Source organism: Stenomitos rutilans, from assembly GCF_059505485.1.
In genome coordinates this window covers 24,476-50,358 of sequence record NZ_JCACKR010000040.1, presented here as the reverse complement: position 1 = coordinate 50,358, position 25,883 = coordinate 24,476, and the positions used below count along the sequence as shown (strand labels likewise).

The 25,883-nt window shown below is 51.6% G+C and carries 23 protein-coding genes; 10 read left to right on the top strand and 13 right to left on the bottom strand.

All coding sequences use genetic code 11. The features are described from left to right. Positions 1-173 precede the first annotated feature (173 nt). Entirely contained in the window at positions 174-359 is a 186-nt protein-coding gene (locus AC5JLP_RS06415; protein WP_496067092.1) for a hypothetical protein, read from the top strand. 131 nt (positions 360-490) lie between these two features. Here the strand turns inward: AC5JLP_RS06415 and AC5JLP_RS06410 are convergent, their stop codons facing one another. The 3 genes from AC5JLP_RS06410 to AC5JLP_RS06400 all read right to left on the bottom strand — a co-directional run bounded on the left by AC5JLP_RS06410 (position 491) and on the right by AC5JLP_RS06400 (position 3,337). After that, positions 491-1,207, bottom strand: coding sequence for an SDR family NAD(P)-dependent oxidoreductase (locus AC5JLP_RS06410; protein WP_496067091.1), 717 nt, complete (start codon positions 1,205-1,207; stop codon positions 491-493). Between the two features lie 147 nt (positions 1,208-1,354). Beyond that, positions 1,355-1,900, bottom strand: a complete 546-nt coding sequence (locus AC5JLP_RS06405) for a GNAT family N-acetyltransferase (RefSeq protein ID WP_496067090.1) — start codon at positions 1,898-1,900, stop codon at positions 1,355-1,357. Positions 1,901-2,212: 312 nt separating this feature from the next. Continuing rightward, positions 2,213-3,337, bottom strand: coding sequence for a THUMP domain-containing class I SAM-dependent RNA methyltransferase (locus AC5JLP_RS06400; RefSeq protein WP_496067089.1), 1,125 nt, complete (start codon positions 3,335-3,337; stop codon positions 2,213-2,215). 241 nt (positions 3,338-3,578) lie between these two features. On the opposite strand from AC5JLP_RS06400, the gene AC5JLP_RS06395 reads away from it, so the two are divergent. Next, complete coding sequence (locus AC5JLP_RS06395) at positions 3,579-5,150, top strand: ArnT family glycosyltransferase (RefSeq protein WP_496067088.1); 1,572 nt, start codon at positions 3,579-3,581, stop codon at positions 5,148-5,150. A gap of 233 nt (positions 5,151-5,383) precedes the next feature. Here AC5JLP_RS06395 and rpmA read toward each other — a convergent pair whose 3' ends face one another. From rpmA to AC5JLP_RS06370, 5 genes are all read right to left on the bottom strand, one after another. Next, complete coding sequence (gene rpmA, locus AC5JLP_RS06390; RefSeq protein WP_496067087.1) at positions 5,384-5,656, bottom strand: 50S ribosomal protein L27; 273 nt, start codon at positions 5,654-5,656, stop codon at positions 5,384-5,386. A 105-nt stretch (positions 5,657-5,761) separates the two neighbouring features. After that, positions 5,762-6,154, bottom strand: coding sequence for a 50S ribosomal protein L21 (gene rplU, locus AC5JLP_RS06385; protein ID WP_496067086.1), 393 nt, complete (start codon positions 6,152-6,154; stop codon positions 5,762-5,764). A gap of 181 nt (positions 6,155-6,335) precedes the next feature. Then, a complete protein-coding gene (locus AC5JLP_RS06380; protein WP_496067085.1) occupies positions 6,336-6,938 on the bottom strand; it encodes a 5-formyltetrahydrofolate cyclo-ligase in 603 nt (200 codons plus the stop codon). Positions 6,939-6,947: 9 nt separating this feature from the next. Then, positions 6,948-7,577 (bottom strand): class I SAM-dependent methyltransferase, encoded by a 630-nt coding sequence (locus AC5JLP_RS06375; RefSeq protein WP_496067084.1) that lies wholly within the window; start codon positions 7,575-7,577, stop codon positions 6,948-6,950. Positions 7,578-7,602: 25 nt separating this feature from the next. Then, on the bottom strand, positions 7,603-8,886 hold the full coding sequence (locus AC5JLP_RS06370) for a site-specific integrase (protein WP_496067083.1): 1,284 nt from the start codon (positions 8,884-8,886) through the stop codon (positions 7,603-7,605). Between the two features lie 244 nt (positions 8,887-9,130). On the opposite strand from AC5JLP_RS06370, the gene hemH reads away from it, so the two are divergent. Then, positions 9,131-10,294: a ferrochelatase gene (gene hemH / locus AC5JLP_RS06365; protein WP_496067082.1), complete on the top strand. Its 1,164-nt coding sequence runs from the start codon at positions 9,131-9,133 to the stop codon at positions 10,292-10,294. Positions 10,295-10,373: 79 nt separating this feature from the next. Here the strand turns inward: hemH and AC5JLP_RS06360 are convergent, their stop codons facing one another. Then, the gene (locus AC5JLP_RS06360; RefSeq protein ID WP_496067081.1) at positions 10,374-10,832 is read right to left on the bottom strand and encodes a phosphohydrolase; all 459 of its coding nucleotides are present in this window, start codon (positions 10,830-10,832) and stop codon (positions 10,374-10,376) included. 59 nt (positions 10,833-10,891) lie between these two features. Beyond that, on the bottom strand, positions 10,892-11,947 hold the full coding sequence (locus tag AC5JLP_RS06355) for a squalene/phytoene synthase family protein (RefSeq protein ID WP_496067080.1): 1,056 nt from the start codon (positions 11,945-11,947) through the stop codon (positions 10,892-10,894). 190 nt (positions 11,948-12,137) lie between these two features. Here AC5JLP_RS06355 and AC5JLP_RS06350 point away from each other — a divergent pair, with 190 nt between their 5' ends. From AC5JLP_RS06350 to AC5JLP_RS06320, 7 genes are all read left to right on the top strand, one after another. Next, positions 12,138-12,350, top strand: coding sequence for a hypothetical protein (locus AC5JLP_RS06350; RefSeq protein WP_496067079.1), 213 nt, complete (start codon positions 12,138-12,140; stop codon positions 12,348-12,350). A gap of 156 nt (positions 12,351-12,506) precedes the next feature. After that, positions 12,507-13,436, top strand: a complete 930-nt coding sequence (accD, locus tag AC5JLP_RS06345; RefSeq protein ID WP_496067078.1) for an acetyl-CoA carboxylase, carboxyltransferase subunit beta — start codon at positions 12,507-12,509, stop codon at positions 13,434-13,436. 396 nt (positions 13,437-13,832) lie between these two features. Next, positions 13,833-14,324 carry a photosystem II cytochrome c-550 gene (gene psbV, locus AC5JLP_RS06340; RefSeq protein ID WP_496067077.1) on the top strand — a complete coding sequence of 164 codons (492 nt, stop codon included), beginning with the start codon at positions 13,833-13,835 and terminating at the stop codon, positions 14,322-14,324. Between the two features lie 118 nt (positions 14,325-14,442). Beyond that, positions 14,443-14,940 carry a photosystem II cytochrome PsbV2 gene (gene psbV2 / locus AC5JLP_RS06335; RefSeq protein ID WP_496067076.1) on the top strand — a complete coding sequence of 166 codons (498 nt, stop codon included), beginning with the start codon at positions 14,443-14,445 and terminating at the stop codon, positions 14,938-14,940. A gap of 172 nt (positions 14,941-15,112) precedes the next feature. Next, a complete protein-coding gene (gene petE, locus AC5JLP_RS06330; protein WP_496067075.1) occupies positions 15,113-15,487 on the top strand; it encodes a plastocyanin in 375 nt (124 codons plus the stop codon). A 250-nt stretch (positions 15,488-15,737) separates the two neighbouring features. Then, positions 15,738-16,067 (top strand): cytochrome c6 PetJ, encoded by a 330-nt coding sequence (petJ, locus tag AC5JLP_RS06325; RefSeq protein WP_496067074.1) that lies wholly within the window; start codon positions 15,738-15,740, stop codon positions 16,065-16,067. Between the two features lie 174 nt (positions 16,068-16,241). Further along, positions 16,242-16,955 carry a rhomboid family intramembrane serine protease gene (locus AC5JLP_RS06320; RefSeq protein ID WP_496067073.1) on the top strand — a complete coding sequence of 238 codons (714 nt, stop codon included), beginning with the start codon at positions 16,242-16,244 and terminating at the stop codon, positions 16,953-16,955. A 13-nt stretch (positions 16,956-16,968) separates the two neighbouring features. On the opposite strand, the gene AC5JLP_RS06315 is transcribed toward AC5JLP_RS06320, so the two are convergent. The 3 genes from AC5JLP_RS06315 to AC5JLP_RS06305 all read right to left on the bottom strand — a co-directional run bounded on the left by AC5JLP_RS06315 (position 16,969) and on the right by AC5JLP_RS06305 (position 25,784). Then, positions 16,969-20,253, bottom strand: a complete 3,285-nt coding sequence (locus tag AC5JLP_RS06315) for a beta strand repeat-containing protein (RefSeq protein ID WP_496067072.1) — start codon at positions 20,251-20,253, stop codon at positions 16,969-16,971. A 165-nt stretch (positions 20,254-20,418) separates the two neighbouring features. Further along, entirely contained in the window at positions 20,419-24,216 is a 3,798-nt protein-coding gene (locus tag AC5JLP_RS06310; protein WP_496067071.1) for a TonB-dependent receptor, read from the bottom strand. Beyond that, positions 24,213-25,784 carry a hypothetical protein gene (locus AC5JLP_RS06305; protein ID WP_496067070.1) on the bottom strand — a complete coding sequence of 524 codons (1,572 nt, stop codon included), beginning with the start codon at positions 25,782-25,784 and terminating at the stop codon, positions 24,213-24,215. The genes AC5JLP_RS06310 and AC5JLP_RS06305 overlap by 4 nt, the downstream gene beginning before the upstream one ends. Positions 25,785-25,883: the final 99 nt, after the last annotated feature.

Below are 25,883 nucleotides of genomic sequence, written 5' to 3'. Positions count from 1 at the left end.
ATGATTTTGTTCTACAAAAGCAGCGCGATAAATGAGCGCTAAACGGCCTGATTTATGTTTAAGAAGATAGATTACTGACCTTATAAACAGATTCTCGTAAAGAGCGAGCTGGCTTTTTCTCTCACAGTGTTCCCCTGTAAAACGGTAGATTCCCATCACCATTTGAACGGTCAGTGGCGGACGGAGCGATCGTCAAACAAAGCGTATCGATCGCAACCTGTCGTCAGCAGAATCGGTCACCGTTTAATCGCGCGATCGTTGTTTTGCAAGCGCGATCGGTTTGGTTGGTTGTGGCAAAGGCATTCCGACAAGGAATGCGCGATCGCATTTGGCCAAGCCTATTACCCTGCATCTGCTAGTCGGCACGGATCGCCTGCACGCAAAGGCATCAATCCTAAGCTGCTTTGAGTCAGGAAGCCTAAAAGCCTGGCATTGGGCCAAAGTATGGCGACAGGGGTCAGAAATAGCGATAAAAAATGATTTCCGCCTACTAGGTGAGGTTTAACCCTCCGTCTGAAATGATGATCTCCCCCGTGAGATAGTGATTTGCAACTACCATAGAAGCTATCTGTGCAACCTCTTCGGGTTGTGCTCCTCGCCCCATTGGTGATCGTTCTTCCCAAAGCTTTCGTGCTGCTGTCCAATCTTTGCTCATGGGGGTATCAACCAAACCCGGTGCGATCGCATTGACACGAATCTGTGGTGCTAAACTCAGCGCAAGCAGCTTTGTCATATGGTTTAGAGCAGCTTTGGTAGCAGAGTATGGGATTGAAGCTCCTTTCGGGCGGATACCTGCGTGAGAGCTAATGTTGAGAATGCAGCTAGGACGTTCACTCCTTGATGACTGACGTAGTGCGATCTCAGCCTCTGCAATCAGTGTCCAAGGTGCGATGACATTAACTTCATATAGACTGCGCCAGATCTCTGGTGAGGCTTCTTTGAGAGATGCGTGTGGAATCGTCGTACTGATACCTGCATTATTGACCAACACATCTAACCGACCATGACGTGACAACACCTCGGAAATCAGATTGCGAGACTGGGTTTGGTCGGACAGATCAGCCTGAAAATAGGATGAACCGGGATGCGCTTCTGCTAATGACTGTCCAACCACAACTGAAGACTTGGAATGAAAAGCAACAGTAAATTCCTCTTCAGCAAGTCGCCTTGCGATCGCCATCCCTATTCCAGATGTCGAACCAGTCACAAGCGCAACTCTCTCTCCGTTTTTACCTTCAGTCACAATCCTATTCTTTTCATTTTCCCTAATTCTGCTGACGATCACGCTCATCGGACGCAGATACCCTTTGCAGCTTAGCCGAGCATATCAGGGCACTCCGGAGTAGCGCAGTTGTTAAGCGTCATAGTCATAGACAGAGTTGCATTCTAAGGTCATCAAGTGCTCGTCGTAGAACTGCCCATCTCTCGAAAAGGTCTCCTGTTCGGTGCCATAGATACGGAAGCCGAATGACTGATAAAGGTGAATTGCCGTTTCTTGTTGAGTCACTACAGTCAGATTGACTCTTCTGATGCCCGGAGTGTTCGCTGCCCGACTCAATGCCTTGCGGACGAGTGCCCTACCGCAGCCATGATAGCGAAAAGGGGGGAGAACATACAGACCTGCAAGATAAGCACGGTGCTTCTCATTAGATGCTGAATAGCGAGAAAGCCGGATAATACCGATAAGCTGTTCGCCTTGAAACGCTCCAAAAAAGCAACGTTCATCGCTTTCTGCAAGTTTTGCGGCAGTCTCGCAGAGGTTTGGCTCGGCTTCGGGGAGTGAACCAAAAGCGGGCGGTTGCTCAAGCAGCGCACGCAAGCGCACAGAACGGTATGCCTCAGCATCGGCAGGAGTGAGCACGCGCACACTAAATAGCCTAATGTTTTGTACAGACTCCATAATTTGGTTTTGTTCAGGGGAGGAGCATAGCAACGCTTAGCTATATTGGGCTGAAAGCTTCTGCATAAGATCCAATCTGGGTAGATAGGCAGAATGACTCGGCATAAAGCCCAAAATTTAGTGCTTAGGTAGATTACTGCCACATAACACGCCGCTGATGGCGAGTAACCAGAATCTTTCCGTCTCTTTTCAGATTCAGCGCTATCAATCTCTTGCTTGAGGACAGGCTTAGCCTTGTTAAGTTTTGACATTCAGACTGTCTTGCTAATCGGCAAAAAGATACGCCTGCAATACTGATACTTGTCGTTGAATTCAATACAGATCATATTTCATTAACTGACAGGGCAACGTGCCATTGTAAACGGCAAACCGTTGGGATGATTTCAGTCCAATCGACTGCGCGAGTTCCTTATTGCCACTCAGCACAAAGGCTGTCCAGCCTTTAAAGCGTTGCTTCAATACATCACCTAACCGTTTATAGAACGTGCCCAAGTCGCTATCTCGCCCTAACCGTTCGCCATAGGGTGGATTGCAGAATAAGACACCGCTATCGGTCGGTGCAGCCACATCTTCAAGGTCGATCGCAGTGAAGTAAACGTGGTTCGACACACCACAATTGGTTGCATTGGCGATCGCCTGCTCAATCACATCGCCATCGCGATCGCTGCCCCAAATCGGCGCGGGAAGGCTTTCTCGCTGGCTGGCTTCCGCTGCTTCAATCAGCTTTTCTAACAGGGGCAGATCGGCATCAAGCCAAGTTTCAAACCCAAACCGATCGCGAAACAGACCCGGTGCAATGTTGAGCGCTTTCAAACTCGCCTCTAACGGTAAGGTGCCAGAACCACAGAGCGGATCGTAAAACATCTGCTCTGGCTGCCAACCCGACAGTTGGATGAGCGCGGCTGCCAGCGATTCCTTCAGTGGTGCGGTACCAACGGCTGGACGGTAGCCGCGTCGGTGCAAACTTTGACCCGAACTATCCAGGCTGACGGTACAGGTGTCACGTTCAAGATGCACGCTGATTTGCACATCCGGTGATTGCAGTTCGACATTAGAGCGATCGCCCACCTGTTCTTGCTGCTGCTCGACGATCGCCCGTTTGACCTGAAGTGCCGTGAAATGGGTATGGTTAAGTTGCCCACTCTTGCCCGTTGCCTTAACTGCTAAGGTCAGGTCGGGTGTGAGATACTGCGACCAGTCGATCGTCTGAATGCCCCGATAGAGATCCTCGGCATCCTGGCAGGGAAACTCGTGCAGTTTCATGAGGATACGGAATGGTAATCTAGCCCAGAGGTTCACGCGATACAGCAGCGTGCGATCGCCCGCAAACGCGACGCCACAAAACCCCGGCGCTACCGCATCAGCACCCAACTGCTCTAACTCTTGCGCTGCCAGCGTCTCCAAGCCCCGCGCCACTGTTGCAAAATACTGATTCATGCATGAGGCTCATAACTGTCAGGCATCGTGAAGTCCACTGCCCTTTACAATTGTATCGATCGTATGGACTTAGACAAACCTCGGAGGTTTTATACCAGTTCTCAGTTTTGAGTTTTGAGTGCTCAACTAAGCTCAACTAAAGAGAAATGGTATTAATCAAGCATTGAGACTATATAACCAACCGCAATGCTGAAACCTCCGAAGTTTTGGCAAAATGCGTGAATCCTAGAAGCCTATTCTCATGCCACGATCGTTCTTGCCATTCCTCATAGCCTTTATTCTATTGCGATTGGTCTTTTGGTTCGCAACCTTTCCCAATCCTGATGAGGCGTACTACTGGCTATGGGGACAGCATCCGGCACTCTCTTACTACGATCATCCACCGCTAGAAGCCTGGATTCAAGGACTCTTTAACGCAATTTTTGGACGCTCTACGTTCACATTACGGCTACCTAATTTATTGAGCAATGCTGCCTTTTTCTACACCTACTATCAGGTTATTCACTATCTCTACAGGAAGAGAAACAAGCCATCGTTCTGGCTAGTTGCACTGTCAATACTGGCATCACCCCTCTATTTTTTATTTTTAGCGCTAGCATGGCACGATCATTTACTGATTACGTTTTCATTAGTTTCATCGTATCTATTCATCTGCTTTCTCGACAGTTATATGGAGAATAGGAGGGGCGAAAGCTGGCGCTTGTATGGGGCAGCAGGGGCGATCGCGTTGGCAACGCTATCTAAATACAACGCAGTTTTTGTCGTTCTGGGTTTTGTCGCAACGTTGATAGTAGACAAACGCTTACGTCCGTTGTGGCGCGATCGACGGCTCTATTTTGCAGGGGCGATCGTGCTAACGGCCTTAATTCCTATTGTGTTGTGGAATGTTTCTAATGATTTTCAGTCGTTTCGCTATTACGTCGATCGTAGCGTTGGATCAGATGGTTTTAGTCTTAAATTCTCGCCTTTTTTCAACTTTGTGCTGTTCTCAATTTTGCTCGTTTCGCCGATGCTTTGCGTTGGCTTTTTTCGAGGGCTAAGGCGAATTGAGCGATCGCTTACGATACACACCATTTATCCAACAGTTGCGTTTTGGACATTCATTATATCTACCGTTACTCTTATAGGAATTTCGCTGCTTTCTGCGGCATTATATTACTGGAATATCACAGCATATTTGTTGTTGTTTCCGTTGCTGCTAGCAGTATTTGAGCAGGAGTCAGAAGTCAGGAGTCAGGAGTCAGAAGCCCAAAAAGTAGAATCAACTCAGAACTTAAAACTCTCTAGGGAAGCGGCGAAACGCGCTACTCAAAACTTTCAAAAATTCCTTTTCTTCGCTACACAATGCTATGGGTTGCTATTTGCGATACTGTTAGTTGTGCATTACACTATCTTTCCACTATCGGCATTATTCGATAAGGAAACTGATCCAGATTCGCGGATGTTGTTCGGATGGGGTCAGGTGGCAGCCGTTGTCAAAAGCCAAACCGAATCAGTAGGTGGTGAACCATTTTTAGCTACAACAGATTATCGATCGGCTTCGGCACTCGCATATCAGCTCAACAACAAAAATGTGATGGCAATTTCCGATCGTGTGGATCAATTTGACTTCTGGTACACCAGCGATGCCACCTTCAAAGGTCGCAATGCGCTGCTTTTGTCAGACGATTGGCATCCCGTACAACCGAAATTGCTGGCTCAGTTTGATCACACCTCAGAACGAACCACGATCGAGATCTCTCGGTTCGGCCTCTGGATCAAAAACTATTACCTGATTAAAGGCTATGGGTTTCGTGGCGGCAGAGTTTCATGAGAAGATGTCTTAGAAGCGACAGATCAGCGAGCAACGGATAGGGAACGGATGCATCGGATGGTAAATCTTGAGCGAGAGCCGTCATCTATCCGTTTCATCCAGTATGAAGCCGCTGCTAATCATACTTCTTAGACATCCTCTGAGTGTCTTTGCAAGCAACATCTACTCCCAATGCCCATCACCATTAAAGCGAGGCATTGAGAGTAGACATTGCAAATCGCTCTTTGCGAAATCTAGGCTTCGACAGCTTCAGCAACAGGATAAACGCTAACTTTCTTCCTGCTCTTGCCGTAGCGCTCAAACGTAACGATGCCATTGATCAATGCAAACAGCGTGTCGTCACTACCACGACCAACGTTGCTACCGGGGTGAATCTTAGTGCCGCGCTGACGAATTAAAATGTTGCCTGCTTTAACAGTTTGCCCACCATAACGCTTAACGCCCAAGCGCTGAGCATTTGAGTCACGACCGTTGCGTGTACTGCCTGTACCTTTTTTGTGAGCCATAGTTCCCTCAGTCTTTCGTTTCTAACAGAAGTCTAATTTACATCGGTCATTGGTCGTCGAAGCAGGTCTAGCGTTAGAGACAAACCTGTTGGTCGATCACGTTTGTTATTTCTCGTCAGCCTCGTCTGCTGGCGCAGGTTCTTCGGGTGCGGCTTTCTTGGATGCCTTGGAGCTAGAACCACTCACGTTAATGCTATTGATCATCAAGCGGGTGAGATCTTGACGATGCCCCTGCTTTTTGCGGGTTTTCTTTTTGGGGCGCATCTTGTAGACAATGATCTTGCGATCGCGCAGGTGCTGCATCACGGTCGCTTCAACCGTAGCGCCTTCTACAAGCGGTTGCCCAACGCTGATATCGCCGTCTTCTTGAACGAACAGCACTTTGTCGATCGTAATTTGAGTATCGGGTTCAGCCGGAAGGCGGTTGATGTCATAAAACCGACCTGGCTCTACACGTAACTGTGTGCCACCCGCCTCAATAATTGCGTAAGTAGTCATGAGATAGTCCTGAAAGTTGCCGTACAGGTAGCCTGAAAGAAGTTCTAAGTTTTGAGTTAAGAGTTTTGAGTTGAACCAATGGTGGGTAACTCAACACTCTGAATTCATCACTTGCTTGGGGCTTTTTGTGTGCCTGACCTGTTCCGAGCAGGAATAGACAGCCAGCTAACCAGTATCGCTATTACTGAAGCCTACTGTCAAGCTGTGAGTAAGAATTATTTTGGGGGGGCATTGAGTGAAAAAGGCCGTTTTCGGTACAAACGGCTGTGAGTGGTCGATCCCATGCATCCTCTGGCAGTACAGGCAGATATGCCTGGTCAAACACAATGCCGATCGTCGGTTTCTCTGCCCAAAGAGGCGAGGCCAACAGCCGATCGTAAAAGCCGCCACCGTAGCCTAATCGGTAGCCACGCTGATCGCAGGCGATCGCGGGCACCAGAAGCAAATCCACCAACTCTGGTGTCAGCATGGGCGAATCTGGATGCGGTTCTAGAATGCCGTAGGCTCTTGGTTGAAGCGGCAGAGATGCTTGCGGACTCCAGATATGCCAGTGCAGCGTTTTGCCAACACAACGCGGAAACCCCCAAACTTTCTCCACCGCAAACAGCCCACGCAGATCTGGTTCCTGCCGAATGCTGAAGTACGCCAGCACCGTTTGAGCCTGGGTCAAAAGAGGAGACGATCGCAACTGCGCACAAAGCTGGTTACTCTGCGTTTGCCAAAGATCAGGCGCGATCGCTTGGCGTTGAGCAAGCAGTTCTTTCCGCAATGCGCGTTTATCCATCGTTCACCTTCAGGGCCGCTTTTGGGCTTGAATCGCCTGAAGACTGCCACCCGCATGGAGCGTTTGCTTCATAAGCTCAAATCCGGTTGCTTCAAGCTGAGCAGCGAGATCAGCATTGATCAACGCCCAGGCAGTTTCAGTTTCAAACAGCAGCAGAAAGAGCGTGAGTCCGGGTACAAACACAGGGTTTGTGGGTTTGTGAAAATCAACTAGCGCAAAATAACCGTCCGATCGCAGGACGCGATGGACTTCCCTTAGAATTTGCTGGAGTTGTTGTGCCTCCATTTCGTGTAGCGCCACGCTGGTATGCACCACATCAAAGTGAGCATCGGGAAACGGCATGGCTTCTGCGAAAGCTTCGACATAGGTTGCCTGCGGCACGTTTTGACGAGCACGCTTAAGCGACAGCGGTGAGGCATCCAGACCCGTGACGTGCTGCGATCGCTCCACCAGAAATTGCGTTGTCTGACCACTGCCACAACACAGATCAAGGACAGTGGTTTCAGGGGCGATCGGTAAACCCTCCAACGCCAATTGCCGAAACCGACGCTCTCCACCTACACTCAACGCTGCCAACCGCGTGAAGCTGTCGTAAACCCACTGATATTGATAACTCCAGTCTCTGAGAATAGTTGCCATAAAGGGTAAGGGAGAGAGTTTTGAGTTAAACGTTTTGAGTTTTGAGCTGTTCTTTGCCCCATTCCCCACTCCCCACTCCCCACTCCCCACCTTCTGCTTCCTGCCTTCTGGCTGCTGCCTTTGGCCCACTCCCTACTCCCGGTGCAGTCAGCCGACTTCGGCTCAACGCTGTTTCAACGGCCTGTTGCTGGTCGCGGTGAGTGAGCCATTGATGATACGTGCGATTGTGGACGGCAACGGAGTGACCCATCATCCGGGCTGCGACGGTATCAGGCAGGCCAAAGTGGATCGTGCGGACAGCCCAGGCATGGCGAAGATTGTAGGGCGAGAAGGGCAAACCGTAGCGACGAAATTGGGAGGTGACTCGCTGACCGATGCGCTGGAGGGTCGTTTGGCTGAGATCGGTTTGGATGGTGGGTAGCTGGAGCGATCGCAAATTAAACGACTCCACCCATTCAGGATAGAACGGCCATACGTCATGAGTACCCGTTTTTGTAGTGCTGAGGACGCGAATCGTTGCTTCTGGGTTGCCTTGCAGCAGCGCCGAGTAATCACAGAAAAAGACTTCGTGATTTCTCAACCCATAAGTTGCCATGACCGCGTAGACGAACTGCCAGTGTGGATTGGGAATAGTCGCCCAGGTAGAAACGATTAATTCATCGGGGGGCAACTCACGGGCTTGCGTCTGGCTCACGCCGTAGTGTCCCCAGAAGGTTTTGAGGTGGATCGGTAGCTCTACCTTTAAGAAGGCCGCAAAGGCACCCAGCGCAGTGCAACAAATCTGACGACTACGCGAATGATCGTCTGTGGCACGCACGGTGGCGTAGAGGGCTTCAACAAAGCTCAGTTGAGGATTTGCCTGAGCGATCGCCTCTAGCTTGCGGAGATAGGGAACATAAGCTGACTCCCAGGTTGTTTTGGCAGAAGCAGGATGACTGACCCGCGCTGGTGCCGTCAAAAAGTGGTGCTTAAAGGCTTCCACCTGTTGCGCCAACCCCATCTGGTCGAGTCGTCCCCAACCAGCACCATCTGCATAGTTGCGCCAGTCAAAGGTATTTTGAATGAGTTGAGCTGTGATCACCTTGACCGTCTGTTCTGCCTGCTTTAGACCCGTAGGGGTGGCTGGCAAACTCAAACTTAGCCGTTGCTGGGTAGGCTTGAGGCGTAAACTGCCGGGGCGCGGCGGCAGCATTCCTCGTAAGCCCAGTTTTTGCCCCCGCCGTTCAATCTGAAAGCCCATCTGAGCAGCTTTCAAGCGCTGATTGGTTTGGCTAATACGGGCATCGATCGCGGCATTGGCATCTGTCATAACTCTGTCATAACAAGGCTAACGTCGATTGTTTTCTGTTTCACAAAGCGCTTATGCTACCTCATTCTAAAAGGACGATCGCGGCTTGAAGGGCAAAGATTAGCGTGATCGTCACCCAAAAATTAACGTTCTGTTACGAACTTTCAGAGAAAATCTGCGATATGCCACTCTATCGCCTACCTTACTCCAAACATAAGGTTAAAATCAGTTACAAACCTGAGAGCAAGAAAAAGCTGTAGCCGTTATGGGTCGATTTGGGGTATTGCTGCTAAATCTGGGCGGGCCAGACCATTTGGAAGATGTTCGTCCCTTTCTGTTCAACCTGTTTTCCGATCCGGAAATCATTCGCCTGCCATTTCCCTGGCTGCAACGTCCGCTTGCCTGGTTAATTTCAACCACACGAGCCAAAAAATCTCAGGAAAACTATCGGCAGATTGGGGGTGGTTCACCACTGCGGCGCATTACGGAAGAACAGGCTCAAGCACTTCAGGTACAGCTTCAGCAAAAAGGCCACGATGCGACTGTATACGTTGGTATGCGCTACTGGCATCCTTATACGGAAGAAGCGATCGCCCGCATCAAGCGCGATCAAGTCGATAGGCTCGTAATTCTCCCGCTCTATCCTCACTTTTCCATTAGTACGAGTGGCTCCAGCTTTCGCCTGCTAGAGCAAATTTGGCACGAAGATCCCACTCTGGCAAAGATTGACTACACGGCGATTCCGTCCTGGTACGATCGCCCAGGCTATCTTCAAGCAATGGCCGATCTGATTGCTCATGAGTTAGACCGGTTTCCAGAGCCAGATCAGGTGCATGTTTTCTTCAGTGCCCACGGCGTGCCTGTGAGCTACGTCGAGGAAGCAGGCGATCCCTACCAGCGAGAAATTGAAGCCTGCGTTTCACTCATCATGCAAACGCTCAATCGACCTAATCCACACGTTCTAGCCTATCAAAGCCGGGTCGGACCTGTGGAATGGCTCCAGCCCTACACCGATGACGCACTCAAAGAACTTGCTGATCAAGGCGTGAAAGATCTTGCGGTTGTGCCCATTAGCTTTGTTTCAGAACACATTGAAACGCTGCAAGAAATTGACATGGAGTATCGAGAACTGGCAGAGGAAGCAGGCATTGAGCATTTCCATCGCGTTTCTGCACTTAATACCCATCCTGGCTTTATTGATGATCTGGCAGATCTCGTTGTAGAAGCGATCAACGCTCCTCACCTGAAGCTGGCTGAAGTGATGCATCCAGAGAAGCAGGTCAAGATGTATCCACCGGAGCGCTGGGAGTGGGGCATGACCATGTCGGCTGAGGTGTGGAACGGTCGCCTAGCCATGCTGGGGATTCTTGCCGTGTTGCTAGAAATCCTTGTGGGACGTGGGCCGCTCCACGCGATCGGGCTGTTGTAAGTCGGCAAAGATGCTTGGGGCTGTTAGTGGTCAGAAGGCAGGAGTCAGTCAGATCCTGCTCTCTGATTCGCTAAGTGACTTAGCACGACTGTGTCTCAGCCATTGCTTTCAAAAGGCGTTGGTAGACGGCATGGTATCGCTGTAACCGCTCGACATCTTTAGGCATGAGGGTTGTCATACGGGTGAGCGTCATATTGTCTTCCAGGTCATAGCGTTTCACTCGTGTGGCTAGAGCATTGGTCAACACGCGATCGATAAACTCGTCATAGCTCTCATTCGTCTGCCGCGTCAGGCAATCCAACGCCGCGATCGCTTCGCCGGGAAAGCCTTCAGCCGCCAGTTGTTCTAGCGTCCAGGTGGAATCTTCAACCACGTCATGCAGCACAGCCACAATTTGTTCTAGAGGCGTTTGTCCTCGCAGCATCAGTCGCAGCGGATGCAGAATGTAGGGTGCATTGGCTTTATCCACCTGGTCTTGGTGAGCCGTTGCAGCGATCGCCACAGCACGCCCAATTAATTGGTTCAAAGAGGGGTTCATCAGCGTTCATCCTACAGCGCAACGATTGTTCGGATGGTAGCTGCAAACAGCAGGGAATTCTAGCTTGATTCTTGCCCAGAAAAGGAGGGACGGTTGAGAACCGTTCCAGCAACCTTAACCACTTTACGCCCGATCGTCCGCAGCAACACTGGCATCCTGGTTGTGTTGCGCTTCAAAAAGCGATTGGTAGGTTTACGCGCCGTGCCATATTGCTGGCGCACTTGCGCAATGAGCAAGGGCAAATCTTGCTGCACCTCAGACCAATACTGCTGAGGAAATTGGGTGTAATCAAAGTTGCATTCGCGGAAAACGCGCTCAATTCGTTGATAGCGATGCACTGACCAATCGCGCAGGATCGCCCAAGATGGATGCAAGTCGTCTGCCGTGATGAGAGGGTAGGCTTTTTGTCGTAGCTCTGCCAGGTAGCTATCCAGTAGAAACTGCATCATTTTGGAGTAGCCAGGGTTTTGGCAGGCAGTTTGCTGGATGATCTCTTCGCGTGTGACCCCAAACTGGTTCAGCACATCGGTGGGAATGTAACAAATGCCACGCTGAGCATCTTCTTGAATATCGCGTAGGTTGTTAAAAAACTGGTCTAGCGCTCCAAAGTAGCAAGCAGCCTGCCACTGCTCTGGTGCTAGAAATGGCAGCACCTGAAAATAGGCTCCGCCCAAATCCTTAAGCATGGTTTCGTACTGAGCCAGCGTATCCACAATGAGGTTATGCCCGTGATAGCAGGCGATCGCTTTCAAATAGCGGTTCCACGACCAGAGCGAGAGGCGATCAACAGGGGTAGAGGAGGCTCCAAACCAGCGGGCAGCAATTCGAGTTAGGATCTCCTGATAAGCGCATCCGGGTTTCACTCGCCCCCAGAGCAAGAGCCATTTCCAACCGAAGTAGAACTTGCGAAACTCAGAACTACCAGAATCTACCAGTTCATTTTCAGCCAGTCGATCAATCAGGCGAATCCACCCGATGCGTTCAATCCACTCCTCACGCACGCAAGGCTCCAGCTCCATTACCCACGCCGCGTTATCTTCGTCCTTCAGCGAATCGTCTGCGATCGCATCGTATTCAGAGGAACCCACCAATCCTGAAATTTTGATGCTATTCATGTAATTTACTAACCTTGGTCTTGACTTAGGGTTCCCAGCTTTTGCTGAAATTAACGTCGTGCCATTAAACACATTACATATGCTTCATACCGGATTGGTACGTATTGTGTCATTTATCACTCATCTGCTTACACAAGGGGATGACTTAACCGTTAAAAGCCTTGACAGTAGGCCAACAGCCCTACTTTGGATGACGATTAAGACAACTCGTTTTCGTTGGGAAGCAGAGCTAATGCAGCAGGTGCTCATGGCACATGGCGTATCAGCTCGCATCATTGATCTCGGTATCGAGCCTTACATAGGGCAAGGCAGTGCTGCGGCACTCCAGGTTCTAGCTGAGAATGAGCAGACAGCACTCCTCCTAATGGACGCGCTGGGTGAAGAGGCAGAAGCGTTCAAGTAACCTGCTATGATCAGTCGGCAACTTAAAAAGGCTAACCATTGTCTTAACGCTTGAAGTTAGCAACATTAGGCTATCTGTTCGACTTCCGATCGCACGTTTAGAGTTCTGGTGGAGGAATGGAGCAGGTAGCGAGTTAGTAAGGAACAGACCGCGACCATGTCATTATTTGATTGGTTTGCCAATCGGCAAAAAGCTGGTCCCATTAGCAAAGATCGGCAAGAACGAGAAATTGCAGATGGGTTGTGGGCTAAGTGTGAAGCATGTAGTGTGCTGACTTATACCAAAGACCTGCGAACAAACCAGATGGTTTGTCTAGAATGCAACCATCATATCCGGGTGTATAGCGACGAACGTATTCGTCAACTCATCGATCTCAATACCTGGATTGCATTGGATGAGGGACTGTATGCTACTGACCCGCTCAAGTTTCGCGATCGCAAACCCTACAGTGATCGACTGCGCGAAACCCAAGACAAACTGAAACTGATGGACGCGGTGCAGACCGGGTTGGGGCAGCTTGAGGAATTGCCCGTAGCGCTAGGTGTAATGGACTTTCGCTTTATGGGCGGCAGCATGGGGTCTGTAGTGGGCGAGAAGCTGACCCGCCTGATTGAGCGTGCCACGCGTGAGCGCCTCCCTGTTATCATTATTTGCGCGTCTGGTGGAGCCAGAATGCAGGAAGGGATGCTCAGCCTCATGCAAATGGCAAAAATTTCTGGAGCGCTGGAGCGTCATCGGGCCGCTCGCCTGCTTTATATTCCAGTCCTGACTCATCCCACAACAGGTGGAGTGACAGCTAGTTTTGCGATGTTGGGCGATGTCATCTTGGCAGAACCAAAGGCCACGATCGGCTTTGCGGGACGCAGGGTGGTTGAGCAGACGCTACGTGAGAAGTTGCCCGATGATTTTCAAACCGCAGAATATTTGCTGGAGCATGGGTTTGTAGACGCGATCGTGCCTCGGACGCAGCTAAAGAAAACACTGGCGCAACTCATTTGCCTGCACCAACCATCGATCGCACCGACGCATCTGCCTGTTCACTTAACGAGTGCCCGTTCGCTCCATGTGGCAACTCCAGAGGCGTAGCTTAAGAAGCCGTTGATTGTCGATTTTAGCGGTGACTAAAGTTGTTCATAGGCATTGAACCAGGGAATGGCTCAAACTGCATTGTTGTGATCGCTGAGAGCGTGTTGTCACAACAAAGTCGCCTGTCATGCTGTTTGCACGTGTGAAGAACTTTGACCGTTCTATTGAGGGTACGCTTCACCTGTACAATCTAAAAGGAATTCATTTTAACCCCCAGACTCGTCTAGCTTTGGCGGATGTGAAGGTCATCATTTCCATGCCTGACGCTTGTGTGTTGAACACAACTGGACTTTACCGAGAAAACTGCTTCTAAAGCGTGCTCTCTGGCATCCAGGTGTCGTTAACTGAGTCCGGTGTCTTAATAAACCAAATACCTGAGCCACAGTAAGGAGAACCATGCTTAAAAGGTACATCTGGCTTGTTGTAGCCACTGTATTCTTCGCTTTTCAGATGTTTGTCGGTAACGTCTCGGCGGCTGAGTTGGATGTTGCGACCCGTACAATTCCGCTTGATGACAAAGGTGGAACCCTCGAATTGAGCCTCAAGCAAGTAAAGGAAGGCAAGCGGTTGTTTCAGTACGCTTGTGCCCAATGCCATGCCGGTGGCGTCACCAAAACAGACCCGAATGTGGGTCTTGATCCAGAGTCTTTGTCATTAGCAACTCCATCCCGCAATAGTGTAGACGCGCTGGTGGACTACATGAAAGACCCAACCACCTACGATGGGGCACAGTCCATCGCAGAAGTGCATCCTAGCCTCAAGAGTAAGGACAACTTCCCCGAAATGCGCAACTTGACGGAAGATGATCTGGTCGCGATCGCAGGTCACATTCTGCTGCAACCCAAAGTAGTGGGCGACAAATGGGGCGGCGGTAAAATTTACTATTAAACGCGCAGACACCACGCCTTCGCGTTTCTCAAAAGACCTATAGTGGCAGGCTGTAAACTTACCAAAAGTCTACAAGCTGGCACTACAGGTCTTTTTCGTTCAAGGAAACCAACAACTTATGCAGCACTGCATCATCTGGATTCGTCGGTTCATCGTTGCGATTTGGGTATGCCTGCTGTTGGTGATCGCTTCCCCTGTGTATGCGGCTGATGCCTATGTTGCTCGGTACTTGCGGGTCATTGAACCAGTCCCACTAGTGTTAGATGAGCAAGGTAAGACGCGCCTGTTTACACCCGAAGAGCTTTCGGCAGGGAAGCAGTTGTTTGAGCGCAACTGCCTAAACTGCCATGTAGGTGGTGCAACGTTACCAGATCCAACCGTTTCTCTATCGCTGGCAGATTTGCAGAGCGCGATACCGCAGCGGGATACCATCAATAGCCTAGTGGCCTATCTCAGGCAACCGATAACCCATGACGGTACCGAAGAAACCTTTTGGTGCCGCCAAGTACCCGAAAGTTGGTTGCCTCAAGCGCAAATTGAAAGTCTGGCTGGCTTTGTGCTCAGAGCCGCCCAGAAAGCTCCAGGGTGGGGCGGCTCTGAGTTTCAAGATCAGTAGGCGTCGCGAGTATTGGTCAAGCCTCGTTGTTTCTGCTGCATACCCGTTTGGTTTCTTCGACGCGCTGTCGTAGATTTGGTTTAAGATCTATAAGGTGTTATGTGCGCTTTAAACCCTTAAGAGAGCTATGAAATCAATCCATTCTGTTACGAAAAGCCTTTGCCTCACATTGATGGCTGCTTTACTTGTTGTTGGTAGCTTTTTCGTGTCAGTAGCGCCAGCCGCTGCCGAAACCGTTACCGTTAAGATGGGCGCTGACAATGGGCTGTTAGTCTTCCAACCCGCCAGTGTAACGGTCAAGCCTGGCGATACCGTGAAATGGGTGGTTAACAAGGTGCCTCCTCACAACGTCATTTTTGATGACAAAGCCATCCCCGGTAATGACAAAGCACTGGCAAAATCCCTTTCTCACCCCCAGCTTGAGATGTCTCCTGGCTCAGGCTACGAGTTAACCATCCCCAAAGATCTCGCACCTGGTGAGTATTCTTACTTCTGTGCTCCTCACCGGGGTGCTGGTATGGTCGGCAAAGTCACCGTTGCAGGCTAACAATTAGGGCGAAATGGAACTGGCTGCTAGGATTCGGCGGTAGTTCCATTTTCGCTTCTAGAAACATTGACTTTATGGGCAATTAATTTCAGAATCATTGCTGAAACGCAGAATACGCTCCATCGTCTACTCATACTTCTCGCACGTCTTACACAGCAATGAAAGTCTTGTACAGCAGCCGTGAAGCAAGGTTAGGGCGCTGCGTAATTTGATGTTCCTATCAAACTTATTACAAGTAGAGGAAACCTGTTTGAAGAGACTATCGCTCGCGCTGATCGCGATCGTGTTCTTGATGAGTCTGGCAGGCTCTCCTGCACAGGCAGCAAACGCGGCAAACGGTGCAAAGCTTTTTAACGCCACCTGTGCTGCCTGCCATACAGGTGGCAATAACGTCATTCTGGCTAAAAAGACTTTAAAGAAAGAAGCGTTGGAGAAGTATGGCATGGCCTCTTTAGAAGCCATTAAAACCCAGGTAACCAACGGCAAAAACGCGATGCCTTCGTTTCGTGGACGGTTAAATGCGATGCAAATTGAAGATGTCGCAACCTATGTATTAGAGCAATCCGAGAAAGGTTGGTAGCGATTTGGCTCTCGATCGATCACATCAGCGTGACAGAGACTAGAAACGATCTCGTCTCTAAAGCAACTTGAGTATACCAGGCGGTTTTTTTGGCAATCTGTCCTTAGAGCAGCACTCATTTTAAGGGAAGTGTAGTATTCTCGCTTCTAGATCACTACAAAGAAGGAAAAGTTCGTGGTTCCTCTTCGTGACGATAATCCCACAAGCATTACGCCGATTGTCACTTATGCGTTGATCGCAGCCAATGTTCTGGTGTTTCTCTACGAGCTAACGCTCTCGCCGCCTCAGCTTGAGCAATTCTTTCGGGTGTGGGCTGTCGTCCCTAGAGAGCTAACCGCCAGTTTTTCTGGGCAACTTACCGCTCAACCCCTACCAGAGTGGATTACGCTTTTCACATCTCAATTTCTACATGGCGGCTTTTTACACGTCGCTGGCAATATGCTGTTTCTTTGGATTTTTGGCAATAATGTCGAGGATCGCTTAGGACACATCAAGTATTTAATTTTTTACCTTGCCTGCGGGGCTTTGGCAGCCCTCACCCAGTGGTTTTTTTCGTCTGGATCAGCCATTCCATCGTTGGGAGCCAGTGGAGCGATCGCAGGCGTGATGGGAGCTTACATTCTACGCTTCCCAAAAGCGCAGGTTTTGACGCTGATTCCGCTCGGCTTCTTCTTTTGGACTTTTCGGGTACCCGCCTTTGCCTTTTTGGGTTTCTGGTTTTTGCAACAGGCGCTGTACGGCTTAGCGAGTTTGGAAGCTCCAATGAACATTGGTATGGAGAGCGGTGGCGTTGCATATTGGGCACACGCGGGAGGCTTTGTGTTTGGCGCGATTTTGGGTCCCTTACTGGGGTTATTCTCGGATGAATCCAAGCCTCAGGCGTTTTGAGTCATTTCTTTGCTCAATTCACTCTGGCACGAAAGCGAATGAAGCCATAGGAGTTATTGGGTGCTCCCGGTGCAGTGGCATTGGGTAGGGTCGCAGGACTTTTAACCACATTTACAACCACCGCTCCATTTGTATTGGTGGCAGAGCAGGAAACAGATGGGGTTGCTCCGGGATTGAAGAACTGCCCTCCATCGCTGTCGGGGACGTTCGTGAGGTTGGTTGATGTAGAGCCGATCGTCAGGTTGATACCTGACTCTGGTGTAGTGCTAAACGAGCCAGGCACAAACGTGCTGTTACTCGGCACTAAGTCACAAAGGCTAATGTTAGTTGCTGCTTTGCCACCGTTGGACAGGAAGTAAATGGTGTATTCCAGCACATCCCCTGGACGAATCGTCCCGCCATTCGTTGTGCCTCGCAGGTAAGTGCTGATACCACTGGTTGCGTCAATGGGAGTGGGCCAATTGACAGCATTGTCGTTGGTGGAGCCCGGGTCATCCACAGTGGTTGTAATATTGACTCCATTCATCGCTGTAATGCGTTTAACCAACAAAATTTGAGGGGTGGCCCCTGCAACGGTAAAAGGCATCGTTACAGTAGCAGGGGTCGGATCTTCTTTGCCTGCGGCATCGATCGCGGCGTAGGTAAAGCTCACCGTAATCGCGCCATCGTTGGGGTCGAGAGTCAACTTCGTGGGGTCGTAATTTGTGATCACCTGCCCAGTCGTAACGGCAGTACCGTTGTAGTACAGCGTGCCATTAGTAGGCAGCGTCACAATCTTGAAACTCTTGCCGCTGCCCAAAGCTCCGTCTTCGGGATCGGTTCCCGTTAAGGTTGGCACCTGCACAGTTGTCGTTCCACCTGGATTGGCTTGAGCCGAGGGCGTTAAGTCGATCGTGTTCGGGAGTTGTTCAATGCCAAAATTTTGATTGGTGATGTTGGTCGTCGTTGTCGTGATGGCAATGTCACCGGGAGTCGTTGTTTCAGTGGTGCCATTTTTGTTTTCACCCGTATTGACCCAGTTTGCTGGCAAGCTAGGAACGGCAGGTGCAGTTGCCCCAACAGTCACAGTGGCATCATTAGAGAGTCGCAGCGTCACAGTAGCACTTTGAGGAACATTGGTGAGCGTATAAGTGCCATTCGCCGCAACGGTGGCCTTACTGATGACCTTGCTCGTACTATCGACGGCATAAACCGTCAAGCTGGCCGATCCGGCATTGGTGCCAGCATCACTGCCGTTGATAGTAATGCTGCCATCTGCATCGCTAAAGACAGTGCCGCTTACCGTGACAACAGGAGCACTGACGGTCACGTCTTCTCCGGTACTAGAGGCTGGGTTATACGTGGCAGTGGTCGTTCCAGTAGCGGTCGTGCGAGTAGGATCGAGATAAGTAGCAGTGGCTGGGTTCTGATAGGTGCCTGGTGTTGTACCCGCCCCCACATTGACTGTGAAGGTAATCTGTACCTGCCCCCCACCTGGAATAGTAAACTGCCCAAAACTCGGATTCGTTGCACCTACACTAGGATTCGTCGGTGTGGGTCGGGTAGCACCACCACTCAGGTTAACCGCGCCTAAAGAAGCATAGGTAAAGCCCGTCGGTAAGGCATCAGAAATATCAACCTGAGTCGCGCTCGCTTTATTCGTAGCATTGGCAACCGTAATCGTATAAGTAGCAGTATTACCTGCGACGATCGTCGGTGTGCTAGTCGTCTTTGTCACGGTGAGCTGCGGTACACAGGTGGCCCCGGCAATGCTGGTAGTGGCATTTGTAGGTGCCACACTAACTGGCCCACTTAAACCTGTCCCGCCAGTTGCCCCACCGAATACTCCTCCAGCAGTGGTTCCGGCTGAACCACCGATCAGTTGTGTGATGGTGCCAGGACTGGCAAACACAACACCGCCACCACCACCACCACCAGGGCCGTGAGGAGCCCCCCCTCCTGTATTCGTTCCCCCCTGCCCACCGCGTGCGTTAATAGTGAGACCTGCTGCACTGTTGTTCTGCGAAATGACTAGGACGCTACCACCCGCCCCACCGCCACCGCTGGAGTCATTATCTGGTATGAGCGTTGCAGTCGCGCCATCAGCAGTAATAGTGCCCGCTGTGCCGATCGCGCCCGTGCGAATCAGCACAGCCCCGCCACCTGCGGCACCACTACTGGCTAACCCAGCATTGGGCGTACCCGTGCCGTTGTTGGTGGTGCCCGCACCGCCGCCACCACCCAGCACTAATCGATTAGCCGCTGCTACCGAAAAGGCTGCGCCTCCCACACCACCATAGGGAAGATTACTGCTCCAGGTGTTGCCGCCTTTACCCCCAACGCCCCCATTACTGCCGCCACCACCACCCGAGTTTTGATCGTTAGAACCAGGGTTCCCATCGGTACCACCACCGCCTGCATTACCGGGTCCTCCACGACCGTTACTACCATTGAGATAGCCCTCTACACCTGTATCGACCAGTGCGCTCGTCGTTGCATTGTACAAGTATCGGGGCGTTCCTGCCGTGCCCTCACCCTTGGCAGCATTCGTGTTTACACTCGTCAGCGTGCGGACATCTGTATTCGCACCTCCCCCCCCGGAAAGCTGACGACCGCCACCGCCGCGAAAGCCTTGCCCAGTAACGTTGATACTTCCTCCACCCATATTCAGCGTCCCAGCGACGTCCATCGCCACAATGCCACCTGTTGCCCCGTCCCACGGTAGAGCTGTGACGGTGCCGCTAAGAGTGGCGGTGGTGTATTGAGGGATGCGGATGACCTGAAAGCGCCGCTGCCCTTGAGTAGCACCACCTGTATTATTGGCGTTGCTGTAGGTGTTGACTAAGCTGGTGCTGATATTGATTGTGCCACCACCCACCCCGACGGCATTCGTTGCTACAACATATTCAAAATTGCCAGCAGTGAAGTTGCCGTTACTTAAGTTGCCGTTGATAAATCCAGGGGCAGCGCCGTTGTTTGATGCGTCGCCATCACCATAAGTGCCTGGATTTGTTGCGCTAGTATTATTTGTTGAGTCAATATCTGCACCCTGCATTTGAATAATTAGCAGCAGATCACCAGGCTGAATGGCGGCTGAACCGCGTGCTGTACTCACATTGATGTTGGTACCACTTGCCGATGTGCCTGGGTAGTAGGTGTTCACCGCACCGCTTAAAGCAGATGCAACCCCATCTTTGCCCGGTGTAGCACACACTCCAGCTTTATCTGCCAGTACAGGTTGTGTCGGCAAGAGTAACTGTGGAGCCAGGAATACGCCCGAAATGAGTAGCGTTCCTAAAAGGCGTAAGGGGGGTTTCATCGTCTTTTTTACTGGATAAGAGTTACAGGCATGGGAATCAAGAGTTTTGTGATACCAGGAATCTAAGGACACTCGCTTCGACAGCAACGACCTTGATTAGCACCTTTGTTGATGAGCAGCCGTTAGCTTCATATTGCCCACAAAGGCACTCTGATCCGTGATTATTTATGGGTTCAGGAAGACGGCTGAAGTTGGTACGGTTCCAGGAAGTGGGATATTGGGTGTGAGAAGTGGGGAAGAGGAGGGAGCAGGGGAGGCAGTCGCGATCGCAGGAGCCGTCGAAGCGTCGTTGGTAGGAGTGGCCGCAACAGGAACTGACGGCTGTTGCTGCGGGGGCGGCACACGCTGTTGACCAAAGCCGCTAAAGAGTTCGTTGAGTTTAATGGTGATACCGAGATACGGGCCGCCAGCAGAACGGGAGTTGCCATCGAAATCACGATCGCCCACCCGCCCAAACATATAGCCCGCTGCTAACCGAAGATTTGGGGTCAAATAATAGCCCACCTCTGCAACCAAACCAGTCTCGCTGTATCCAACACCAGGTTGATTGATCCAGCGAGCTTCCCCCACCAGATCCCACTGATAACCAAGGCGGTAGGTGGCGCGTACCTGACCAAGCGTGACCAGTCCCGTATTGACAAAATCATCAGCCAGGTAAGAGGTGCTGCTTCGCAGGGCAAATTTGCCATAGAACTCCCAGCGCCAGTTAGGTGCGTAGATTGCCTCGGCAGCTAGAACATGATCGACTGACCCTGTGCCACTACCAAACAGAATGGTGTCAGGAATGGTCGAAGGATTCTTGCGATACTCATACCGCAACAACGCATTAAACTTGTCATCGTTTGGATCGCGATAGGCCAATCCCAACTTCAATGTAGCGGTGTCGCCCAGCCCAGCTAGCTTCTGGTTCGCAGCGCTGGCTTGCTGGAAGCGCAACAACGCTGTCAGAGAAGGCGAAATTTTGCCCAGAGCAGCAGCAGAAATCACCGTATTACTGCCTTCAGAAGACGTGCGGTGCTCAAAACGAGCGCTGGCCTGAAACGCGGGATTATCGGTGTAAGCGATGCCAACGCTATAGGTATCACCCGATTGCAGCCCAACGGACGCACTCGACTGACCCGGCGCAAACGGTTGAGCAAATTGGCTACCAGCCGCCGTTCTGCCAAAGAAGTTGCCAAACACATGCTCATAGGCCAGATCCATTTTCAGGCCGGGTGCCAGGATGATCTGATGACTGATGCCCGCTGTCCCGTACATGGTCATCTCATCAGCACTTCTCAGCAGCGAGAGCCGTCCACTGACGGTGGTGTTGGCTCCCAGCTTGTAGTCTCCTGCCACTCCCAAGCTGGTGATAGACTGTCCGGCAAATTGTCCCCGCGTGTAGAACTGCTGCGCCAACTGCACATTGACACCGGGCATGGCTTGCCAGTTTAATGCCAGCAAGGTGCGATCGTTATAAACTGCGTCCGTCTTTGCAGAAAGTGTCGTTTCGTTTTGCGCCAGGAAGGTGAGGCGTGGGTTGAGGGGCACCGTCAGGCGCGATCGCAACTGGTCAGACGTGGTGTTGAACGCAGAGTTCATATGATCGGTGCGATCGCGGTGAAACCAATCAACCGCCAGTTCTGATGCTCCAAGCTTTTGGATAACACCCGCAGAAATCGTGGTCAGCGAGTTGTCTACTCTAGAGCCAGGAACGGCTTCTAACCGGGGCGTGATCAGATCTTCCAGAGTAGTTAGCTGGCGTGGTGCAATCCCTCTGTTATTCTCACGATCGTACTGGAACCGAAGCGCTGTGATGGGGGAAAGTTTGGCAGTGACCTGAGCACCATAGCGAGTTTGACCCGGTACAAAGCTTACGGTTGCATTATTCGCAAAACCCGTTTCAGCCGATCGAAAGTAGGCACGCCCATGAATGCCATTCGCAATGTCTCCTTCCAGTTCTGCACGGTAGGCTGCACCACTAACCCGACCCAGCGTGACCGAAAGGTTGCTGGAATGGGCATATTCAGCAATCAGACGAGCACTAGAGCCGAGAGAAATCAGAGCATCGGCTCCGTAAAGCTCAAAATCACGGTTGCCCTGGTCTTCCTTCAGGTAGGTGGCACCGATCCAGCTTTCTCGGTTTTGCTCTCGCGACAGATGGTAGACAGCCCGTCCTGCATAAATACTGTTGTTGGAACCGGGTGTATCGTACTGGTACGTGACGACAATCCGCCGTACCAGAGTTTCCCCATCCGTTCCAATATCTGTCCGCAGAACAGGTTGGCGGAAGAGCAACGTGCCACGATCGTAGTCAATGTCGTAGTCAGTGCCCCGGTTGAGCGTTTTGCGTTCAATGACGGTTCCAGGACGAGTGAGTTCTTCCAGTTCCAGGAAGACGTTTTCACTGCCTTCGACGAGCAAGCGCCGGGAGACAAAGTAATAGCCGCTGGTGCCATCAGGGGCGATCGTGTCTCGTTGGAAGCCCTGAACATTATTGCCGTAAAAGCCCGTCAATTGCAGATTACCAAGGTTGTAGTTGACCTTCAGACCGTGCAGTTGGCGCGTAATAGCGGTAAACTCCTGCGATCGCCGCGCAAACTCCTCGGTGTTGTAGTCGCCCCACATGGCGTAGTCGATGCCTGCACCCAGAATCGGTGACGTGCGCTCGACCCGAAGATACAGGCTGTCGGTAGACGGAGCCAGCACGGTAGATTGAGAACTGTCGCCATACGTTGGGTAAACCTGATCACAGGACTGAGTATTGCGGAACAAGCTCGTAGTGCCGTCGCAGGTTTCGTTCAGGTTGCGATGGCTGTTGTAAGCTCCGGTGAACAACCATTCGCCAATTTTTCCAGTAGTAAAGACTGCTCCCCGCACGTCTAGCTTGTAACGGTTGTCACGATCGGCGGGTAGAAAATCTCGGAAGCTGTCGTAGAAGTTGGTGCCCCGTTTGCCAAAGCGAATATCGATGACACCAGTGGCGATCGACGGACGCAGATTGGTTTCAAACAAGAGTTGGGTAAATGCTTCCAGCGTGCCCGACACGGCTCGAATGTTCACCGTTCTAGCATTCAGGCCAGAGCGCAACGATGCGGTAAACTGCCCCTGTGTGGCCTTCACCTGAAAGCCCGGTTGGTCAGGGCTGGCATCTGCACCCACAAATTCGCCTTCAGAAGCAACCAGCGTGACGATCGAATCTCGGTTGGAGCGGTTGCCCTTATCGTCCAGCAGTTGGCCTTGCACGGTGGCGGTCGATCGCCCATCTGCCGGAATTCTTGTCTCAATCGTGCTGAGCGTCATTTGCTGCACGTCACCGCGTACCTGTACTTGCACGGTCGCCAATACACCTGCAACGCCATTGTTGACACTCTGGGCCGTGAGCGTATTTTCGCCTTCCTTTAATGCGACTCCATACCAGGTTTGCGTCACGATGCCAGTCACTTTGTCTGTCTCTGTGCGCCCAACCAGGCTGTCAGACACCTTCGTACCGTTCACGCTCAATTCAACCTGGCTGCCCTGGGTGTATTGCAAAATCACCGTTGCCGCAGGGACATCTAGAACAGTCTGCGCTGCTGGTAGGAGAATGCGGATTTCGTTGGGGGAGAAGGGGGCGGAGGAAGAGAGGGGGGCAGGGGAGGGAGGGGAAGCAGGGGGAGTAGCGGGTGTTTGCAGTGCTGGGGTGGGTGTAATGGTTTCGGGAGCGGCGATCGAGGATGGCAGAAGCGGTGGAACAGATGGGCGTGTTGCGGGAGTGGCGATCGGCGCTGGTTGAGCGACGGAACTGGGCGCAATCAATGGGGTAGCAGCAGGTTCACTAGCTGACTTTTCTTCTGTAACGGCTTGAGCAACCCTGGTAAACGGCGCGTTTAAAGCGGGAGTGGCTGCGTTCGCTTGGGGCTTGAGGCAAAACAGCAGCAGCAATTCGGTTGTTAGGGATAGCCACAGCCAGCAAACTTTTGGGTGACGTTTCTGCGGTTTCATGGCTTTGCCCCTTCCCGAAACGAAGGCGTGACCGCAAAGTTCATCCGCACCATGCCGTTAGGCTCCAGATGCACCAGGCGAGATTGGCTATTACGTTCACTGAAGTAAAGATTGGGAGCCAGGGTATAGCCCGGAATGCTGCTCAAATCGAGTACACCCGTGCGATATCCGGGCAGCACATTGGCAACTGAGTACAAGCCATTCGCATCGGTGGTAATGCGGTTCCCGTCGTCCATGAAGATGACGGCATTGGGCACACCTGGCTCTCCTGGCTGCTGTTCACCATCAAAGTTTTTATCTATAAATACCCGTCCCAGAATGGTGCCGCAGTCGGTGATGATGCCCGATCGCAGCCGCAGTTGATGCACAGCGGGGCCATCCTTCACCCCAAAGCCGTTATCGGCTCGTTGTCCCAGAACGATCGCGCTATTCCGCCCTTTACCACGAATGGCATCAGGGGTCACGACGGCAGCGTAGGCAATGTTCAACACCGCGCTGGGGTCAGTTGCGCCTTGGGGTAGGGCCGTACCGATGCTAAAGGTGACGGTAGAGCCGCTTTGAGCTGTCGTAATAGGAACAGCCGACCCGCGAAAATCGCCTCGCACTGATTTGGGCAGAAAGCGGAAACCCAGCGGCAGCGTGTCAGTGACGGTCAGATTCGTGATTGGAGCGCTGGCAAGATTTCTGATAATGAGGCGATAGATCACGGTGTCGCCCGGTTCAGCCGTAGCCCGATCGCCCGTTTTGGTAATTTGAATCTCCTGTGCCTGACAGATACCTGCCCCAAAACTGAGAGCGGCAATCACCAGGCTGGACTGTTCCGCATCTTCAATGGTGATGCTGTCGGTAATTGAGGTGTTGCTGCTACCGCTGCTAATCGGTTTGCCATCGATCGCCGTTGCTGTGTAGGACACCTGACTGCCGCTGCGTGCCCCAATCGTTAAGCGGAACCGTCGTTGAGCATAGATAGAGTTTCGAGGCGGATTGATCACCAGGACGTAAGACCGTCCCTGATCGAGTTGCCCTTTTCGCACATCCAGCATGAAGTTGTAAACGCCGCGATCGCTATTGGTTAGCGAGAAGGGATTGCTGTTTTCGGTGTTGGGCGATCGACCTTCTGCAATCCCATTCCCTGGCTGATCCGGCACCTCGGTTGGTGTCAGCGAAATCAACCGCCCCAAATTGATGCCTGTTGGGTCTGCCGCATCCGATTCATACAGCGCAATGCTGAAGCCGGTGTAATCACTCAAGGCTTCTCCAGCACAGCCCACAATGCGGCCCAGCGGGTCAACCAGCTTTGGTGTAAACGTGCCGCCAATTTGGTTCGTCGAGTTCAGAATTTGCACGGATTGCGTCAACCCACAATTCTGACTACTCCCCGTTTGTGCATTGCACAAGGGTGCATTGATTGCGTCGTACTGATACGATGCGGTATTTTGCAACCGAATACTGGCCGCAGCGGCGGGTGCTGGGGTTTGTGCTCGCACAGTTGTCGCGGCTAGCATATTGGTAAGCAGTAGAGCGGCGGCGAATGGCTGCCAGTCTTTGGGAAGGGGTAGGTGTGACATCGGTAATCAAAAAGACATGCAAACCCTACCGGAAAGCGTTAAAGCCCTCCGTAAGCTAAAATCTCAGAATCGAAAAGCGAACCCTCTAGCAGTCAACAC

Excerpts from the sequence above, each read along its gene's own strand:
- AC5JLP_RS06350 (WP_496067079.1), top strand. The coding sequence starts at position 12,138 with ATGACGATTAAGACAACTCGTTTTCGTTGGGAAGCAGAGCTAATGCAG.
- AC5JLP_RS06405 (WP_496067090.1), bottom strand. The coding sequence starts at position 1,900 with ATGGAGTCTGTACAAAACATTAGGCTATTTAGTGTGCGCGTGCTCACT.
- AC5JLP_RS06305 (WP_496067070.1), bottom strand. The coding sequence starts at position 25,784 with ATGTCACACCTACCCCTTCCCAAAGACTGGCAGCCATTCGCCGCCGCT.
- AC5JLP_RS06360 (WP_496067081.1), bottom strand. The coding sequence starts at position 10,832 with ATGAACCCCTCTTTGAACCAATTAATTGGGCGTGCTGTGGCGATCGCT.
- AC5JLP_RS06310 (WP_496067071.1), bottom strand. The coding sequence starts at position 24,216 with ATGAAACCGCAGAAACGTCACCCAAAAGTTTGCTGGCTGTGGCTATCC.
- AC5JLP_RS06395 (WP_496067088.1), top strand. The coding sequence starts at position 3,579 with ATGCCACGATCGTTCTTGCCATTCCTCATAGCCTTTATTCTATTGCGA.
- psbV2 (WP_496067076.1), top strand. The coding sequence starts at position 14,443 with ATGCAGCACTGCATCATCTGGATTCGTCGGTTCATCGTTGCGATTTGG.
- AC5JLP_RS06315 (WP_496067072.1), bottom strand. The coding sequence starts at position 20,253 with ATGAAACCCCCCTTACGCCTTTTAGGAACGCTACTCATTTCGGGCGTA.
- rpmA (WP_496067087.1), bottom strand. The coding sequence starts at position 5,656 with ATGGCTCACAAAAAAGGTACAGGCAGTACACGCAACGGTCGTGACTCA.
- rplU (WP_496067086.1), bottom strand. The coding sequence starts at position 6,154 with ATGACTACTTACGCAATTATTGAGGCGGGTGGCACACAGTTACGTGTA.
- petE (WP_496067075.1), top strand. The coding sequence starts at position 15,113 with ATGGCTGCTTTACTTGTTGTTGGTAGCTTTTTCGTGTCAGTAGCGCCA.
- AC5JLP_RS06375 (WP_496067084.1), bottom strand. The coding sequence starts at position 7,577 with ATGGCAACTATTCTCAGAGACTGGAGTTATCAATATCAGTGGGTTTAC.
- AC5JLP_RS06370 (WP_496067083.1), bottom strand. The coding sequence starts at position 8,886 with ATGACAGATGCCAATGCCGCGATCGATGCCCGTATTAGCCAAACCAAT.
- AC5JLP_RS06380 (WP_496067085.1), bottom strand. The coding sequence starts at position 6,938 with ATGGATAAACGCGCATTGCGGAAAGAACTGCTTGCTCAACGCCAAGCG.
- AC5JLP_RS06355 (WP_496067080.1), bottom strand. The coding sequence starts at position 11,947 with ATGAATAGCATCAAAATTTCAGGATTGGTGGGTTCCTCTGAATACGAT.
- AC5JLP_RS06400 (WP_496067089.1), bottom strand. The coding sequence starts at position 3,337 with ATGAATCAGTATTTTGCAACAGTGGCGCGGGGCTTGGAGACGCTGGCA.
- accD (WP_496067078.1), top strand. The coding sequence starts at position 12,507 with ATGTCATTATTTGATTGGTTTGCCAATCGGCAAAAAGCTGGTCCCATT.
- psbV (WP_496067077.1), top strand. The coding sequence starts at position 13,833 with ATGCTTAAAAGGTACATCTGGCTTGTTGTAGCCACTGTATTCTTCGCT.
- hemH (WP_496067082.1), top strand. The coding sequence starts at position 9,131 with ATGGGTCGATTTGGGGTATTGCTGCTAAATCTGGGCGGGCCAGACCAT.